The organism is Lonepinella sp. MS14434 (assembly GCF_042468235.1).
In the GTDB taxonomy this organism is placed as follows: Bacteria; Pseudomonadota; Gammaproteobacteria; order Enterobacterales; family Pasteurellaceae; genus Lonepinella.
The window spans coordinates 949,548-965,739 of record NZ_CP170386.1; the positions used below are offsets into that span (position 1 = coordinate 949,548).

A 16,192-nucleotide genomic window follows, 5' to 3' on the forward strand; every position below is an offset into this window, starting at 1 on the left:
GCATTCATACGTTGCACCCTAATCGTTATTGCTTATTTATTTAATTCAGCTAGCAATGCTTTCGGATCCAAATAACCGCCAATAATTTCACCATTTTCAGTCAAAATTGCTGGCGTACCTTGTACTCCAAATGCCACACCTAATTTATAATGTTTTGCCACAATATTCGGTGCTTTCAAGTGTTTTGGTAAATTACCTTGCTCCGCATCATTTAACGCTTGAACTTTATCTTGAGCAGTAAAAATAGCTTCCATTTGTTGAGCAGTTTGATCATTACTCGCCACCCCACGACGTGGAAAAGCTAAATAACGTACAGTTATCCCTTGTTCGTTATAGTCTTTGATCTGTTCGTGTAATTTATGGCAATAATAACAGCTAATATCCATAAATATAGTTACTACATGCTTTTCATTTTTTGCAGGGTAAACAATCATTTCATTTTTATAATTTTCTAAGGTAGTCATCAAGGACTTCGCTGCAACATCTACAGGACCTTTATCAGTTAATTCATATAATTTACCGTGCAAAACATATTTTGCATCATCACTCACATACAAAATACCTTCTTCTGTATTAGCGGTTTTTAACCCTTGAATCGGCGAATCTTTAACTTCAACCTGTTGCATACCCATTTTAGTTAACTTAGCAATAATCGCTTTGTCATCAGCCATAGCATAAAAGGCGAACAATGCGAGAAAAACTGCGGTGAAAAATTTGTACATTTTTACTGTCCATCATCATAATCAAAAAACTGGTTTGCTAGTTTAGCATAACTTTCCGTTGAATTTAACTATTTAACCAATAACAGATTTCACCCAAACACTACACAACTGCTGGTAAATAGACTATAATTCACGGCTCACAGAATTTAAGAAATCATGTTATGTTTGAAATTAACCCAATAAAAAATAAAATTACCGATCTCGCCGAGCGTACTAACGTCCTTCGGGGGTATCTTTGACTTTGCCACCAAAGTCGAACGTTTAGAAGAAGTCAATGCCGAATTGGAACAGCCTGAAGTCTGGAATGAACCTGAAAAAGCCCAAGCCTTAGGCAAAGAACGATCTGCCCTTGAATTAGTGGTCAATACCATTAAAAAACTCGATCAAGGCTTAGAAGACGTGGACGGTTTGCTTGAATTAGCGATTGAGGGCGAAGATGAACAAACCTTTAATGAAGCCGTTGCAGAACTTGATGAATTAGAACAGCAGTTAGCCAAATTAGAATTTCAACGTATGTTCAGCGGGCAACACGACAGTTGTGATTGTTATGTGGATTTGCAAGCTGGTTCAGGTGGGACAGAAGCACAAGACTGGACAGAAATGCTATTGCGAATGTACTTGCGTTGGGCGGAATCGAAAGGATTTAAGACCGAATTAATGGAAGTGTCCGATGGTGATGTGGCAGGTCTGAAATCAGCAACCATTAAAGTATCAGGTGAATATGCCTTTGGTTGGCTTCGCACCGAAACAGGAATTCATCGTTTAGTACGGAAAAGTCCGTTTGATAGCAATAATCGCCGTCATACCTCTTTTGCGGCTGCCTTTATCTACCCTGAAATTGATGATGATATTGATATTGACATCAATCCAGCGGATTTACGCATTGATGTGTATCGTGCCTCGGGAGCAGGTGGTCAGCACGTGAATAAAACCGAAAGTGCGGTGCGAATTACCCATATTCCAAGCGGTATTGTGGTGCAATGTCAAAACGACCGTTCGCAACACAAAAACAAAGATCAATGTATGAAACAGCTCAAAGCCAAGCTGTATGAAATGGAAATGATGAAGAAAAATGCCGATAAACAGGCCTTGGAAGAAAGCAAATCCGACATTGGCTGGGGCAGTCAGATTCGTTCCTATGTATTAGATGATAGTCGGATTAAAGATTTACGCACAGGCGTGGAAAATCGCAATACCCAAGCCGTATTAGACGGTGATTTAGATCGGTTTATTGAAGCGAGTCTTAAGGCTGGATTGTAAGAGGGAATAAACAATGTGTACATTAATGGAAAAAGACAGTTTAATTAATGGTATTTCTCAAACGTTAGGTTTGATTGTAATTCAAACAGGTGAACGCAATGAAGACAGCGATCTTCTCACTGGATTGCGAAATAAACTATATGGATTATCACCTGAAGAAATTGATTATGCTCAAACAGCAAAATTAGTGAGAGAAAAGTTTAATAAGTATAAATTATAACCGTTTCCATTGATACAAATTTATTTAAAAGATTTAATTATTAAAAGGTAACCAAAATGACAGAACAACAAACAACAGAACTGGATTTTCATGGTGAAATGGCAGTCCGTCGTGAGAAATTAAAAGCATTACGAGCAAAAGGCAATGCGTTCCCTAACACATTCCGCCGTGATGCGTTAGCACAAGATTTACATGATAAACACGATAGTACAGATGGCGAAGCATTAAAAGCGGAAGACATTCAAGTTGCCGTGGCAGGTCGTATTATGACTCGCCGTGCAATGGGCAAAGCAACATTTATCACCTTGCAAGATATGAGCGGCAAAATTCAGCTTTATGTATCACGTGATAATTTACCCGAAGGTGTTTACAAAGAGGATGTAGGACATTGGGATTTAGGCGATATTGTCGGTGTAAAAGGGACATTATTTAAAACCAAAACCAATGAATTAACTGTTAAAGCCCATGAAGTGCAATTATTAACCAAGGCATTACGTCCATTACCCGATAAATTCCATGGTTTGAGCGATCAAGAAATCCGCTATCGTCAACGTTATTTAGATTTAATTGCGAACGAAGATTCTCGCCGCACGTTTATTATTCGTTCTAAAGTCATTTCAGGTATGCGTGAATTTTTCCTGAGTAAAGGCTTTATTGAAGTGGAAACCCCAATGTTGCAAGTGATCCCTGGCGGTGCGGCAGCACGTCCATTTGTAACCCATCACAATGCCTTAGACATTGATATGTACTTGCGTATTGCCCCTGAGTTGTATTTAAAACGCTTAGTAGTGGGCGGTTTTGAACGGGTGTTTGAATTGAACCGTAACTTCCGTAATGAGGGCGTTTCTGTGCGACATAACCCTGAATTTACCATGATTGAATATTATCAAGCATACGCAGACTATCACGATTTAATGGATAACACCGAAGAATTGCTACGCAAATTAGCCCTTGATATTCTGGGTACGACGATTGTGCCTTACGGCGAATACGAATTTGATTTCGGCAAGCCATTTGAGCGTATTACCATGCACGATGCAGTGCTTAAATACGGTGCAGATAAAGGCATTGTAAAAGACGATCTTTATGATCTCGATCGTGCTAAAGCTGTTGCCAAAAAACTGGGTATTGAAGTACAAAAATCTTGGGGCTTAGGTTCTATCGTTAATGCGATTTTTGAAGAAGTGGCAGAACATCACTTAATTCAGCCAACATTCTTAATGGCTCACCCAGCGGAAATCTCACCATTGGCACGCCGTAATGATGACAATCCTGAAGTGACCGATCGTTTTGAACTCTTTATTGGTGGTCGTGAAATTGGTAATGGCTTCTCCGAACTTAACGATGCGGAAGATCAAGCGGAACGCTTTGATGCCCAAGTTGCAGCGAAAGATGCAGGTGATGATGAAGCGATGTTTAAAGATGATGACTTCGTGGTTGCCCTTGAACACGGTTTACCACCAACGGCAGGTGAGGGATTAGGTATTGACCGTTTGGCTATGCTATTTGCTAACGCAGCATCGATTCGTGATGTGATTCTATTCCCAGCGATGAAGCAGAAATAATCTGAAAAAAAGGTAAAATTTAACCGCACTTTAAAATAAATCAAAGTGCGGTTTTTTTTCGCTTATTTTAGCCTAGACAAACACACCTACGCTATAATAACTACGCTAATAACATCAATTATGCTGATTTTTGCTCTTTGAGATCTTCAGCTTGACAAACTGCCGCCGTAAAAAGTACATCAGTTGATGAATTTAATGCCGTTTCGGCAGAATCTTGCAATACACCAATAATAAAGCCTACTGCAATCACTTGAGCAGCAATATCCGCAGAAATACCAAATAGGCTACAAGCTAACGGAATTAATAATAAGGAACCGCCTGCCACACCAGATGCACCACAAGCACAAATGGCAGAAACAAGGCTTAACAAAATTGCCGAAGGAATAGAAACTTGAATACCTAAGGTATTCACTGCTGCTAAGGTTAAAATGGTAATAGTAATGGCGGCACCACCCATATTAATGGTCGCCCCTAATGGAATCGATACTGAATAGGTTTCTTCATCAAGATTTAAGCGTTTCGCTAATTCCATATTCACAGGTATATTCGCAGCAGAACTACGGGTAAAGAAAGCTGTTAGACCACTTACTCGTACACATTCCCATACTAATGGATATGGGTTACGGCGAATTTTCCAATACACAATAATAGGATTCATCACGAAAGCAACGAAGAACATTGAACCTAATAATACGACAAGTAAATAAACATAGTTACCTAAAGCAGATAAGCCTTTATCACCCAAGGTTTCTGTCACTAATCCGAATACCCCAAATGGAGCCAATCCAATAACTAAATGCACAATTTTAGATACTGCTTCGGAAATATCATTAAATACATTTTTGGTACTTTCAGAAGCATGACGCAATACTAAACCTAGTGCAATCGCCCAAGCTAAAATACCAATAAAATTAGCATTCGATAAAGCCGCAATAGGATTATCAAAGATATTTAACACTACGGTAGTTAATACTTCACTAATCGATCCGGGAGGGCTTAATTCATTTGCTACAGCACGCAGAGGGATCGTTAAAGGGAACATAAAACTTGCAATAACGGCTGTTACCGCAGCTAAAAACGTCCCCAAAATATAAAGATAAATAATAGATTTCATATTGCTTTTTGAGCCTACTTGACGATTTGCAATAGCAGAAACCACTAATACAAACACAAGAATAGGTGCAACAGCACGCAATGCTTTAACAAAAATTGTTCCTAATACGCCGAATTTAGCTGCCAATTCTGGTGAAATCACGGCAAGCAAAATACCGAGAACTAAACCAATAGAAATTCGTTTTACTAAACTTCCTTGGAATAATAATGAAAATAAACGTGAACTATTCATAAGTAAATCACAAAATTATGCAAGCGTTTGCTTGCGGGTTAATCACACAGATCTTAACGATCCAATAGGGGAATTAAAGATAGCTGAAATTTAACTCAAAAGAAATAATAAAAATATGAGATTCCGCCTTTTTATAAAAATTTATATGAAAAATTAAAAAAAATCTAAATTTCCACTTGACCAACTGTTTTGAAATACAGTAACATACACCTGTTCAAAAAAACAAGTTTAAATTTTTACAGGGTAATTATTATGAATAACGCTATCAACAATGCTCACTACAACAATACAAATGCTATGATCGCCAATGATTTTTCTTACCATCCGATTCCATATTTTGAAGATCGACAAGCTATGACGAAAAATTATAGTCGAAAACTCGATCTTAATTTATATTGCATTAAACGCCCACAGCAAACTTGTTTTATTCGTGTCACTAATCCAGATATGTTGGCTTGGGGAATTGAGCAAAATGATATGTTAGTTGTAGAAAAGAATGATAGTTTATCTTTGGGGGATTTAATTGTTCTCGAAATTGGACAACAAATGGAAGTGTATGAATTTGTAAATCACAATAATGGTGAATTTATTTTCTTTCCATTGAGTTCAAAAGCTCATCATATTAAAACCCATAATTGGGGAGAATTACCCATTATTGGAACGGTAACAAATACCATTCATCAAATAAAACCGCGTAAAGATACAATAAAATTCGCAGCATAATACAACTATAATACAATAAAGCTATAGCCATTAAAGATTTTCCATATCTAGTGGCTATTGCTTTTCATATCTAGGCTCACAACAATGAGCTTATCGCAAGCTAGCAAATAGATTTTACTGTAAATATTCTCAAAGTGCGGTATAATTTTCACCATTTTTGTAACAAATCAATTAAACCATAATAATGAATACAACATACTGCCAACATCTTGCTAATGAACAAGCCACTTGCCTATTTGGCGAAAAATTAGTTAAATTAATTTACAATATCACCGATAAAAATGGATTTATTATCTATTTAAACGGTGATTTAGGGGCAGGAAAAACGACTTTAAGCCGTGGTATGATTCAAGGTTTAGGACACCAAGGCAATGTAAAAAGCCCAACCTATACTTTAGTCGAAGAATATCATTTGGCAGACCGACACATTTATCACTTTGATCTGTACCGCCTTAATGATCCTGAAGAACTGGAATTTATGGGGATTCGTGATTATTTCACAACCAATTCTATTTGCCTAATTGAATGGGCGGAAAAAGGTGAAGGCATATTAAATTCGCCAGATCTATTAATTAATATAAGTTATGATAATACGACTCGAAACATTGAATTAGTGTCTAACAGCTTGCTCGGAACAGAAATTATTAACCAATTACCATAAGACTATTTTATCGAATGAAACGTATTTTACTGTTAATTTTAACTGCACTTTTTTCTTCTGGCGCTTTTGCGGAAGTTTGGACGATTGCAATCGATCCCGGACATGGCGGTAAAGATCCGGGAGCAATCGGACGCAATCTACATATTTACGAAAAAAATGTCACGCTTTCTATTGCTCGTGAACTGAAAGCTTTATTAGATAAAGATCCGAATTTCCGTGGCGTTCTCACGCGTAGCGGCGATTATTATATTACGGTGCCGACACGTTCAGAAATTGCACGGCGTAATAAAGCCAACTATCTTATTTCCATTCATGCAGATTCTTCGCTAAAACCAACTTTGCGTGGCGCTTCGGTATGGGTATTATCCAACCGCCGAGCTAATGATGAAATGGGACAATGGTTAGAAGATCACGAAAAACAATCGGAATTACTCGGTGGTGCGGGTAAAGTGCTATCTCATAGTAAGGAAGCCTATCTTAATCAAACTGTGTTGGATCTGCAATTTGGTCATAGCCAACGTGTAGGTTATGAATTAGGCACGACGATTTTACAACACTTTTCCAAAATTACCCAACTCAGTCGTAGTCGTCCACAACACGCGAGTCTTGGTGTATTGCGTTCGCCTGATATTCCCTCAGTTTTAGTCGAGACCGGTTTCTTATCCAACACGGAAGAAGAAGCTAAACTCAGCACACAATCTTATCGTAAACGAATTGCTTATATTATTTATCAAGGACTAGTGGATTATCGTCGCCGTAATGGTGGGTTAGATGTCAATACCACGGTATCCTACAAAGAAACTGTAAAAGAAGACACAAAAAACACGGCACCAGATAATAGTAAAGGCAATAAAATCAATAATACTGATAAAAATGATTTGCTAAAAGACAGTGGTATTCGTCATAAAGTCAAATCTGGAGAAACCCTTGGTGGTTTAGCTCAAAAGTATGACGTAAAATCTGCAGATATTCTAAGTTTAAATAATCTTAAACGTAAAGAATTATGGATTGATGAAACCATTAAAATTCCAGATAACGGTAAAAACACCACAAAATCCACCGCAAAAGCGAGCGATAAAAAGGTCGATAAATCTACTGACAATAATAAAATTAAAGACAGTGGTGTTGTACATATCGTTAAATCGGGTGAGCGTTTAGATAAAATTGCGAAAAAATATGATGTCAGTAGTGATGATATTGTGTTATTAAATCAACTTAAACGTAAAGAATTACGGATTGGGGAAAAACTGAAAATTCCGACGAATAACAGTAAAATAACGGAAAAAAACAGCAATACCGATACCGCTAAGAAAGAAAGTAATACAAAAACAGTCAACAAAGACAATAACAAAGCTAACGCAAAAGACGTCAAAGATAGCAAGGAAAAAAGTAAAGAAATTCCGAAATATCATACTATTGAAAAGGATCAAACGATTTATGCGGTCGGTCGTTTATATGGCATTTCGCCAAATACGATTTTAAAACTGAATCCGAAGTTAAAAGACGGTAAAGTCATAACTGGACAAAAAATCCAAATTCGCGAATAAGAACAAAGGAACAAAATACACCATGGCTATTCACATTCTGCCACCACAATTAGCTAACCAAATCGCTGCTGGCGAAGTGGTGGAACGCCCTGCGTCGGTAGTTAAAGAATTAGTAGAAAATAGCCTTGATGCCGGAGCAGATCGCATTCAAATTGATATTGAAAATGGTGGTGCGACACTGATTCGGATTCGGGACAATGGTTGTGGCATTGTCAAAGAGGAATTAGCTTTAGCCTTAGCTCGCCATGCGACCAGTAAAATTACTTGCTTGGAAGATCTAGAATCCATTTTAAGTCTCGGGTTTCGTGGCGAAGCCTTGGCGAGTATTAGTTCAGTATCTCGTTTAACCTTGACTTCTCGCACCGCTGAACAAAAAGAAGCGTGGCAAGTTTATGTACAAGGGCGTGAACAGCAAAGTACTATCGTACCCGCTTCACACCCTGTTGGCACAACGGTTGAAGTGGCAAATTTATTTTTCAATACGCCAGCTAGACGGAAATTCTTACGTTCAGATAAAACTGAATTTGCTCATATTGATGAAGTGATCCGCCGTATTGCACTCGCCAAATCGCAGATTGCTTTTACCCTCACGCACAATGGTAAAATCATTCGTCAATATAAAAGTGCGGTGGAAAAATCCCAAATTTTGAAACGTGTTGCGGCGATTTGTGGGGAGGATTTTGTCCAACAAGCCCTTGCAATCAACTGGAAACATGACGATTTGCATTTATCAGGCTGGATAGCTATATCTGACTGTTCTCGTTCACAAAATGAGTTAAATTATTGTTATATCAATGGTCGAATGGTAAAGGATAAAGTCGTCACGCATGCAATTCGCCAAGCCTATGCCGAGCATTTGAATACTGAACAATATCCTGCCTTCGTGTTATTTTTGGATCTTAATCCCAATGATGTGGATGTAAATGTTCATCCAACAAAGCACGAAGTACGTTTTCAACAAGCTCGTCTGATTCACGATTTTATTTATCAAGGGGTAAGCAATGCCTTGTTATCCGCGCAACAGCTCAATTTTCATTCGGATGACAATCACTCGTCATTTTGCCACATTCAAATTGAAGAACCCGCAGCGGATTATCAAGCAACGGTAAAACCAAATCGCCAAGCTGCTGGAGACAATATTTTTATTCATTCAGGCAAAACTGGCTCCCAAACCTCTTATTTTACACCGCAGGTTTTACCACATGTACCACAGGTTGAAACGCATAAACCAAGCAAAACCGAACAGCGGTTATACGGTGAATTACTTCAAACCGAAAAAATAGAAAATATCTCACCCCTTGTAGTTGAACCAATACAGCCTCAAACCAATGTATTACGAGTATTGTCATTTGTTGAAAATAAAGCATTGTTATTGCAACAACATCAGGATTTTTATTTATTGCCGTTAGATCACTTGCAAAAACAACGGGTTGAGCTTGCACTTAGCGACCCGAATCACAGCAAACAACCCTTACTTATTCCTGTTGTTTTTCGTTTAGATAACCAACAACAGGAGCAATGGCAACAACAAAAAGCCTTTTTTGCAGAATATGGCTTTGAATTTGTGGAAAATTTAACCCAACACCGCATTACACTCAATTGCGTACCACAATGTTTACGTCAACAAAATCTCCAAAAAATTGTGGTTTCTTTGCTTCATCTCAATATCGAAAAAAACACCGATTTTTTCACCGCACTTTTAAATCTGATTGAACTGAACGATATTACCAGTCTTGCCAGTGCGGTGAATTTATTGCAAGAAGTAGAACTGTTGACAAAAACACAAAATCCGTTGACATCCTTGCTGATTAAATTGGATTTCTCAAGCTATTTGCCATAAGGAATAACAATGTCAAAACCTACTGCCATTTTTCTCATGGGTCCTACTGCATCGGGGAAAACCGATTTAGCCATTCGCTTATACCAAACTTTGCCGGTAGAAATTATCAGCGTAGATAGTGCGTTAATTTATAAGGGAATGGACATCGGTACAGCCAAACCGAGTGCCGCAGAATTAAACCTTGCCCCACATCGTTTAATTGATATTCTTGATCCCGCAGAAAGCTATTCTGCCATGAATTTCCGCACTGATGCTTTGCGTGAAATGGCGGAAATTACCCATCAAGGCAAAATTCCTTTATTAGTGGGGGGCACAATGCTGTATTACAAAGCCTTATTAGAAGGACTTTCACCGTTGCCTAATGGCGATGAAAATATACGTCAAGAAATTGAAAATAAAGCAGAACAACGGGGATGGGCGAGTTTACATCAAGAACTGGCTCAAATCGATCCCATTTCTGCACAACGCATTAATCCCAACGATAGCCAACGCATTAATCGCGCTTTAGAGGTGTTTTATTTAACCGGAAAATCGTTAACTGAATTGACTGAACAAAAAGGTGAATCGCTCCCCTATCATCTCTTGCAATTTGCCATCGCCCCTGAAGATCGTGGCATATTACATCAACGTATTGAACAACGTTTTCACAACATGATTAAACAAGGTTTTCAGGAAGAAGTGGAAAAACTGTATGCTCGATCTGATTTAAATATTCATTTACCCTCTATTCGTTGCGTAGGTTATCGCCAAATGTGGGAATATTTACGTGGTGATTATGATTTAAATGAAGCGATTTATCGTGGAATTTGTGCCACAAGACAGCTTGCCAAACGACAAATTACTTGGTTACGTGGCTGGAAAACCCCTATTCAATGGCTAGATAGCTTAGAAAATGAACAAAATCTTCAAAAGGTACAACAAGCCTTTGATCTTGCTATGCAAAATTGATATAGTGAGATAGTTAGCCAAAACGTGCTAACGTATAACAATAATAAGAAGGAAAATAAAATGGCAAAAGGGCAATCATTACAAGATCCTTACTTAAACGCACTCCGTCGTGAGCGTATTCCGGTTTCAATTTATTTAGTCAACGGTATCAAACTACAAGGGCAAATTGAATCTTTCGATCAATTTGTGATTTTGTTAAAAAATACGGTGAATCAAATGGTGTATAAACACGCTATTTCAACGGTTGTACCTGCTCGTTCAGTATCGCATCATAATAATAATGCACAGCAATACCAAAACGCACCACAACCTGAAACGGAAACCCCGACGGAATAAGATTGACAGACTATTTGCTCCAACCGAATATCACATTCAATCATCAACAAAGTGCGGTGGAAAATCATAACATTTTCACCGCACTTCCTCGCCCTGAAATTCATTCTGCTGCACAAGATAAGGCGATCATTGTACACGTCTTTTTCTCACCGAATAAAAACCTTGACGATCTCAATGAATTTCAGCTACTGGCAAAATCGGCTCAAGTGGAAATCGCTCAAGTGATCACCACAGCGCGTTGCACACCACAAGCCAAATATTTTGTGGGGCAAGGCAAAGCGGAAGAAATTGCTCAAGCAGTTGAACTGCACAATGCCAATGTGATTCTAGTAAACCACCAACTCACGCCAGCACAAACCCGAAATCTAGAAAGTCTATGCCAATGCCGAGTAGTCGATCGTACCGGATTAATTTTAGATATTTTTGCGCAACGAGCCAGATCTCACGAAGGAAAATTACAAGTAGAATTAGCTCAACTCAAGCATTTATATACGCGTCTCATTCGCCGAAAAACAGGCTTAGATCAACAGAAAGGGGCGGTAGGTTTACGTGGACCGGGAGAAACCCAATTAGAAACAGATCGCCGTTTAATCAAAGTTCGTCTTGCTCAATTACAGAACCGTTTAGAAAAAGTGGCAAAACAACGTAACCAAAATCGCCAGACACGGCAAAAAGCGGATATTCCTACCATTTCTTTAGTCGGCTATACTAATGCTGGCAAATCCACCCTGTTTAATCAAATAACGCAAGCCAATGTGTATGTGGCGGATCAATTGTTTGCGACGCTTGACCCAACGCTACGCCGATTACAAATTCAAGATGTGGGAACCACTATTTTAGCCGACACCGTCGGTTTTGTGCGAGAACTTCCCCATGATTTAGTATCCGCCTTTAAATCAACCTTACAAGAAACTACCGAGGCAAGTTTATTACTGCATGTTATAGATAGTGCTGACAGTCGTAAACTGGAAAATATTCAAGCAGTGAATGAGGTATTACAAGAGATCAATGCAGATAAAGTCCCTACTTTATTAGTTTATAATAAAATTGATAAGCTAGAAAATGTTGTTCCACATATTGAATATAATGATGAAAACCAGCCAATTGCTGTTTATCTTGCCGCCCAATCGGGGATTGGAATGGATTTATTATTTGATGCCATTCGGCAACGCTTAAAAAATACCATTTTGTCGCTTACGATCAGATTATCTCCAAATCAAGGCAAAATCCGCCACGCTTTTTATCAGTTAGATTGTGTTAGACAAGAACAAGTTAATGAGCTTGGCGAATACCAACTTAACGTTGAAATTGATCAGGTAGAATGGATGAAATTGACGAAAAAGTTTGCAGAACTACAAGAATTCAACCAAGCTGAAAAGATAGATTAACTATTTTCCAATCCCATAAGCCTTTAACTTATTCGCAATAGCGGTATGTGACAATCCTAATCGCTTAGCTAATTTTCTGGTACTCGGGTATTTCTGATAAAATTCATTTAATACCTGAGATTCAAACTTTGCCATAATTTGATCGAGCGTCTGGTTATCAAATTGATCTATTGAAAATATAGTATGCTCAACACCCATGAGAACTTTTTCGGCAAGATTCAACCCTTGAATACTTAGTTGGTCATTTTCTGCCAGCGAACAAGCACGATATAACGCATTGTACAATTCTCGTACATTACCAGTCCACTCATAATGCTGTAAATAATCAATAAAATCCGGACTAAACTGCGGTGTAGAAATATGCAAATGTTGGCTAATTTGCTGAATAAATAATTGTGTAAGAGGTTGAATGTCTTGCTGGCGTTCACGTAGAGGCGGAACATCTAGGGTTAATACATTTAAGCGATGAAATAAATCACTACGCACTTTGCCTTGTTGCACGGCATATTGTAAAGATTGTTGTGCTGTGCAGATCACGCGAACATCAGCATAATGTTCCTGTTCTTCACCCACTCGGCGGAATGTACCGTCGGTTAAGAAACGGAGCAATTTCGCCTGTAATGGGAGAGACAATTCTGCCACACTGTCTAACAATACCGTGCCACCGTCTGCATATTCAAAAAAGCCAATACTGGTTTTATCCCCTTTAGCTTGCCCAAACATTTCACTTTCCGCATCTTCACTCGGTAAGCCTGCACAATTTACCGCAATAAATTTGTTCGCTCTACGTTCACTTTCTTGATGACAAGCTTTGGCAAGTAGATCCTTACCCGTACCCGTTTCCCCTTGAATTAATAACGGGGCGTTAAGCAAAGCAAATTTTTTAGCTTTTGTCACTAAGGCTTGCATTGCGTCGCTATAAGCTACAATATCGGCAAAAGTTGGCATAAAGTGCGGTGAATTTTCAGTCATTTTTGCTATCTCTTTATAGAATGGATTCTTAAAATGTAAACTAAAAATTCTAACCCGTCAATTAATCTTTACAATTTTTCCTTTTTCATTATCTTACTCGTATTCAAAACCGTCGATTTCAAATGACTCAATACTTCCCGATGAATATGGCTCAAACGTGGTTTCTCACCTTTTTGAAAAGCTAATGGTCGGCAAAATTCCATGGTTTTAATGCCTAATCGAGCGGTTAATAAACCTGCGCCGATACCTTGTCCTACTCGAGCAGAAAGTTTTGCCATCACATCTTGTGAAAGCCAGTCCATCCCAACTTCTTGAATAAGCTCCGTTGCACCCGTTAATGCCATATTCATTAACACCAATTTCATTAAACGTAAGCGACTAAAATAACCAAGTTCAATACCATATAAACGAGCAATTTGATTTATTAAACGAATATTCCGCCACGCCATAAAAAAGGTATCTACCACGGCTAAAGGACTTACCGCAATCACTACGGCACTTTCAATAGCGTTTTTGGTGATTAACTGTTTTGCTTTTTTATCAAAGGGTTGCATCACAGTTTGGCTAAACAAAAAGCCGACTTCTTGAGCATGATGACTTTCAGAAAGCTGTTTTTGCCATTGTACAATCGTCGGGTGTTCAAGATCGAGTTGCATCGCTTTTGCTACATTTAAGCAGAATTGTTGGCTTTCTTCATTTGATAAATCTTGGCTAAATTGCACCGCACTTTTACTTGGCTCCATTTGCCAATCAGCACTTTGTTTTTGCATTAACAGATGTTGGCGCAAATTCCGTAGGCGTAAAAATTCTTTGCCTATTGCCGTTAAACCGAGTACCACCACAAAAAAGCTCACCAACGCAAACACAAAATAAATCCATTGATGTTGTTGCCATGTGTCTAGCATCCATTGAATAGACTGTGCCACAATGGCGATCAGCAATAAGCTGAAAACGATCATTAAAGCTCTTGTCCACCAGTTAGATTTTGCACCAATCGCCTGTTCAAATTTTTCATCCAGTAACTCACCCTCTAAGGGTTCTTGATCTATTTCAATTTCAACATTTTCTTGGTTAAACTCTTGTTTGGCTTGAAAGAACTGTGCTTGTTCTGTTTGTTGAATATCATCAAATATTATTTTATCGTTCATTTATTATCCTGAAAACTTTATTGTCATAGAAACGGGCATAGCTCCTTTAATCCAGCTTATCCCCTAATAGAAACTGCAACACTGTATCCATCCGTAAGTGCGGTATATTTTCGCCTTGTTCTAAAGGCTGTGGTTCAAACTGGTCAAATTCAAATTTGTTAGTTTGCCAAAATGCTTCATTTGGCACTTTCATCGGCACAGAACCTGGAAAAACCGTGACCTGTTGCAAATCGCTTGAACGTACACCTTGAATAGCTTTGAATTTCTGACCATTTTGGGTGACGTTCACTTGTTGTGTTGCTCGAATAGATGCAATGGCACTATACTCAGTTTCAATCCCCTCAAACTCCACATAGCTACCGCCTTTTTGCACCAAATGTCGCATTAAACTGATCAAATTTGGCACCTGATCGCTAGTAATATGATCTGCTTTGGTGGCAATAAACATTAATTTATCAATGCGTGGCGAAAATAAGCGAGTTAACAGATGGCGTTTACCATAATGGAAGTTTTTAAACAGTTGAGTTAACCCCTCACGCATATCATCAAAGGCTTGCCGACTGTGGTTTAACGGTGTTAAGCAATCGGCTAAAATCACTTGACGATCAAAATTGGCAAAATAATCTTGATAGAATTTTTTCACAATTTTATGCCGATAATATTCATAACGCTGAACTAAGACAGCAAAATAACTTTTTGAATTTGCACTGTTTTTTAATTGCTCCCATTGTTCTGTCGTCAGATCTAACAAGGGGAAAAATTGCAAGGCTGGTGCTCCCTCCAATTCTGCAGGCAATACAAATCTCCCCGGTTGAATAAAGTGCAATCCCCGATCTTTACACGCTTGCAAATAATCCGTGTAATCTTGTGCAATTTCCGCTAATACATCTTCATTGGCAAGCGCCGTTAAATCTAATTTTGCCACTTTTGCCAGCCAAGGTTGAGCAAGATTTTTCCGTTTATCATTAAACAGTTGAGATAATTCTTGCGACCATTGTTGATAACTTAATGCTAACAATGGCAAATCAAGCAACCATTCCCCCGGATAATCAAAAATATCTAAATACAATGTACCGGTTTCTTTTAAATAACTCATTAAACCGTTCTGGCGTTGATAGCGAATAGCGAGTCTTGTTTCACTCACGCCACGAGTAGATTGCGGAAAGTGCGGTGGTTTTTGTTGCAGTTCGCTTAAATTCCGTTCATATTCAAAGCGTGGAATACTTAAATCCAGTTGAGCAACGCGTTTTACCCCTAAGATCCGTAAATTTCGAGCCGGATCAAACAACGGTAAATGACTATTATCAACCTGATTAATATGTAATAACTGATTGATTAAACTGGTAATAAAAGCGGTTTTACCACTACGACTTAACCCTGTCACTGCAAGACGTAAACTGCGATCTAAACCGCGGTTAATAAATTGATTAATTTCTTTTTGTAACGTATTGAACATATTTTGTTTTTAATCTTTGTCTAAATCCTATAAAATTAAGGCTAATTTATCACATATAATT

General features: G+C 38.3%; 15 protein-coding genes. 10 read left to right on the forward strand and 5 right to left on the reverse strand.

Annotation, left to right across the window (positions count from 1 at the left end; translation table 11 throughout):
* Nucleotides 1-32 precede the first annotated feature (32 nt).
* Nucleotides 33-722 (reverse strand): bifunctional protein-disulfide isomerase/oxidoreductase DsbC, encoded by a 690-nt coding sequence (dsbC, locus tag O1Q79_RS04630; RefSeq protein WP_386693200.1) that lies wholly within the window; start codon nt 720-722, stop codon nt 33-35.
* A gap of 161 nt (nt 723-883) precedes the next feature.
* On the opposite strand from dsbC, the gene prfB reads away from it, so the two are divergent.
* The 3 genes from prfB (at nt 884) to lysS (ending at nt 3,767) form a co-directional block, all read left to right on the forward strand.
* Nucleotides 884-1,982 (forward strand): peptide chain release factor 2 gene (gene prfB / locus O1Q79_RS04635; protein WP_386693201.1). Its coding sequence is split into 2 segments (ribosomal slippage): nt 884-958 and nt 960-1,982, totalling 1,098 coding nucleotides; the frame shifts between segments, so codons are not numbered across the junction.
* 13 nt (nt 1,983-1,995) lie between these two features.
* Nucleotides 1,996-2,202, forward strand: coding sequence for a hypothetical protein (locus tag O1Q79_RS04640; RefSeq protein WP_386693202.1), 207 nt, complete (start codon nt 1,996-1,998; stop codon nt 2,200-2,202).
* Nucleotides 2,203-2,258: 56 nt separating this feature from the next.
* Nucleotides 2,259-3,767 (forward strand): lysine--tRNA ligase, encoded by a 1,509-nt coding sequence (gene lysS, locus O1Q79_RS04645; RefSeq protein WP_386693204.1) that lies wholly within the window; start codon nt 2,259-2,261, stop codon nt 3,765-3,767.
* 118 nt (nt 3,768-3,885) lie between these two features.
* Here lysS and sstT read toward each other — a convergent pair whose 3' ends face one another.
* Entirely contained in the window at nt 3,886-5,112 is a 1,227-nt protein-coding gene (gene sstT / locus O1Q79_RS04650) for a serine/threonine transporter SstT (protein ID WP_386685751.1), read from the reverse strand.
* A gap of 252 nt (nt 5,113-5,364) precedes the next feature.
* Between sstT and O1Q79_RS04655 the strand changes: the two genes are divergently transcribed.
* The 7 genes from O1Q79_RS04655 (at nt 5,365) to hflX (ending at nt 12,555) form a co-directional block, all read left to right on the forward strand.
* A complete protein-coding gene (locus O1Q79_RS04655; RefSeq protein WP_386693205.1) occupies nt 5,365-5,835 on the forward strand; it encodes a LexA family protein in 471 nt (156 codons plus the stop codon).
* Between the two features lie 184 nt (nt 5,836-6,019).
* Nucleotides 6,020-6,496 (forward strand): tRNA (adenosine(37)-N6)-threonylcarbamoyltransferase complex ATPase subunit type 1 TsaE, encoded by a 477-nt coding sequence (gene tsaE / locus O1Q79_RS04660; protein ID WP_386693206.1) that lies wholly within the window; start codon nt 6,020-6,022, stop codon nt 6,494-6,496.
* Nucleotides 6,497-6,510: 14 nt separating this feature from the next.
* Nucleotides 6,511-8,043, forward strand: a complete 1,533-nt coding sequence (locus O1Q79_RS04665) for an N-acetylmuramoyl-L-alanine amidase (RefSeq protein WP_386693207.1) — start codon at nt 6,511-6,513, stop codon at nt 8,041-8,043.
* 22 nt (nt 8,044-8,065) lie between these two features.
* Nucleotides 8,066-9,883 carry a DNA mismatch repair endonuclease MutL gene (gene mutL / locus O1Q79_RS04670; RefSeq protein WP_386693208.1) on the forward strand — a complete coding sequence of 606 codons (1,818 nt, stop codon included), beginning with the start codon at nt 8,066-8,068 and terminating at the stop codon, nt 9,881-9,883.
* Nucleotides 9,884-9,892: 9 nt separating this feature from the next.
* Entirely contained in the window at nt 9,893-10,831 is a 939-nt protein-coding gene (gene miaA / locus O1Q79_RS04675; protein WP_386693209.1) for a tRNA (adenosine(37)-N6)-dimethylallyltransferase MiaA, read from the forward strand.
* A 60-nt stretch (nt 10,832-10,891) separates the two neighbouring features.
* Complete coding sequence (hfq, locus tag O1Q79_RS04680) at nt 10,892-11,167, forward strand: RNA chaperone Hfq (RefSeq protein ID WP_132300700.1); 276 nt, start codon at nt 10,892-10,894, stop codon at nt 11,165-11,167.
* A gap of 56 nt (nt 11,168-11,223) precedes the next feature.
* Nucleotides 11,224-12,555 (forward strand): ribosome rescue GTPase HflX, encoded by a 1,332-nt coding sequence (gene hflX, locus O1Q79_RS04685; RefSeq protein WP_386693348.1) that lies wholly within the window; start codon nt 11,224-11,226, stop codon nt 12,553-12,555.
* On the opposite strand, the gene O1Q79_RS04690 is transcribed toward hflX, so the two are convergent.
* From O1Q79_RS04690 to O1Q79_RS04700, 3 genes are all read right to left on the reverse strand, one after another.
* Nucleotides 12,556-13,527 carry a sigma 54-interacting transcriptional regulator gene (locus O1Q79_RS04690; RefSeq protein ID WP_386693210.1) on the reverse strand — a complete coding sequence of 324 codons (972 nt, stop codon included), beginning with the start codon at nt 13,525-13,527 and terminating at the stop codon, nt 12,556-12,558.
* Nucleotides 13,528-13,595: 68 nt separating this feature from the next.
* Nucleotides 13,596-14,675 carry a YcjF family protein gene (locus O1Q79_RS04695; protein WP_386693211.1) on the reverse strand — a complete coding sequence of 360 codons (1,080 nt, stop codon included), beginning with the start codon at nt 14,673-14,675 and terminating at the stop codon, nt 13,596-13,598.
* Between the two features lie 46 nt (nt 14,676-14,721).
* On the reverse strand, nt 14,722-16,131 hold the full coding sequence (locus O1Q79_RS04700; RefSeq protein ID WP_386693212.1) for a YcjX family protein: 1,410 nt from the start codon (nt 16,129-16,131) through the stop codon (nt 14,722-14,724).
* Nucleotides 16,132-16,192 lie beyond the last annotated feature (61 nt).

What these genes read in the sequence shown, in the direction of transcription:
- dsbC (WP_386693200.1), bottom strand. Translation starts at nt 722, where the DNA reads ATGTACAAATTTTTCACCGCAGTTTTTCTCGCATTGTTCGCCTTTTAT.
- miaA (WP_386693209.1), top strand. Translation starts at nt 9,893, where the DNA reads ATGTCAAAACCTACTGCCATTTTTCTCATGGGTCCTACTGCATCGGGG.
- O1Q79_RS04700 (WP_386693212.1), bottom strand. Translation starts at nt 16,131, where the DNA reads ATGTTCAATACGTTACAAAAAGAAATTAATCAATTTATTAACCGCGGT.
- tsaE (WP_386693206.1), top strand. Translation starts at nt 6,020, where the DNA reads ATGAATACAACATACTGCCAACATCTTGCTAATGAACAAGCCACTTGC.
- O1Q79_RS04665 (WP_386693207.1), top strand. Translation starts at nt 6,511, where the DNA reads ATGAAACGTATTTTACTGTTAATTTTAACTGCACTTTTTTCTTCTGGC.
- O1Q79_RS04640 (WP_386693202.1), top strand. Translation starts at nt 1,996, where the DNA reads ATGTGTACATTAATGGAAAAAGACAGTTTAATTAATGGTATTTCTCAA.
- O1Q79_RS04655 (WP_386693205.1), top strand. Translation starts at nt 5,365, where the DNA reads ATGAATAACGCTATCAACAATGCTCACTACAACAATACAAATGCTATG.
- mutL (WP_386693208.1), top strand. Translation starts at nt 8,066, where the DNA reads ATGGCTATTCACATTCTGCCACCACAATTAGCTAACCAAATCGCTGCT.
- sstT (WP_386685751.1), bottom strand. Translation starts at nt 5,112, where the DNA reads ATGAATAGTTCACGTTTATTTTCATTATTATTCCAAGGAAGTTTAGTA.
- hfq (WP_132300700.1), top strand. Translation starts at nt 10,892, where the DNA reads ATGGCAAAAGGGCAATCATTACAAGATCCTTACTTAAACGCACTCCGT.
- O1Q79_RS04690 (WP_386693210.1), bottom strand. Translation starts at nt 13,527, where the DNA reads ATGACTGAAAATTCACCGCACTTTATGCCAACTTTTGCCGATATTGTA.
- O1Q79_RS04695 (WP_386693211.1), bottom strand. Translation starts at nt 14,675, where the DNA reads ATGAACGATAAAATAATATTTGATGATATTCAACAAACAGAACAAGCA.
- lysS (WP_386693204.1), top strand. Translation starts at nt 2,259, where the DNA reads ATGACAGAACAACAAACAACAGAACTGGATTTTCATGGTGAAATGGCA.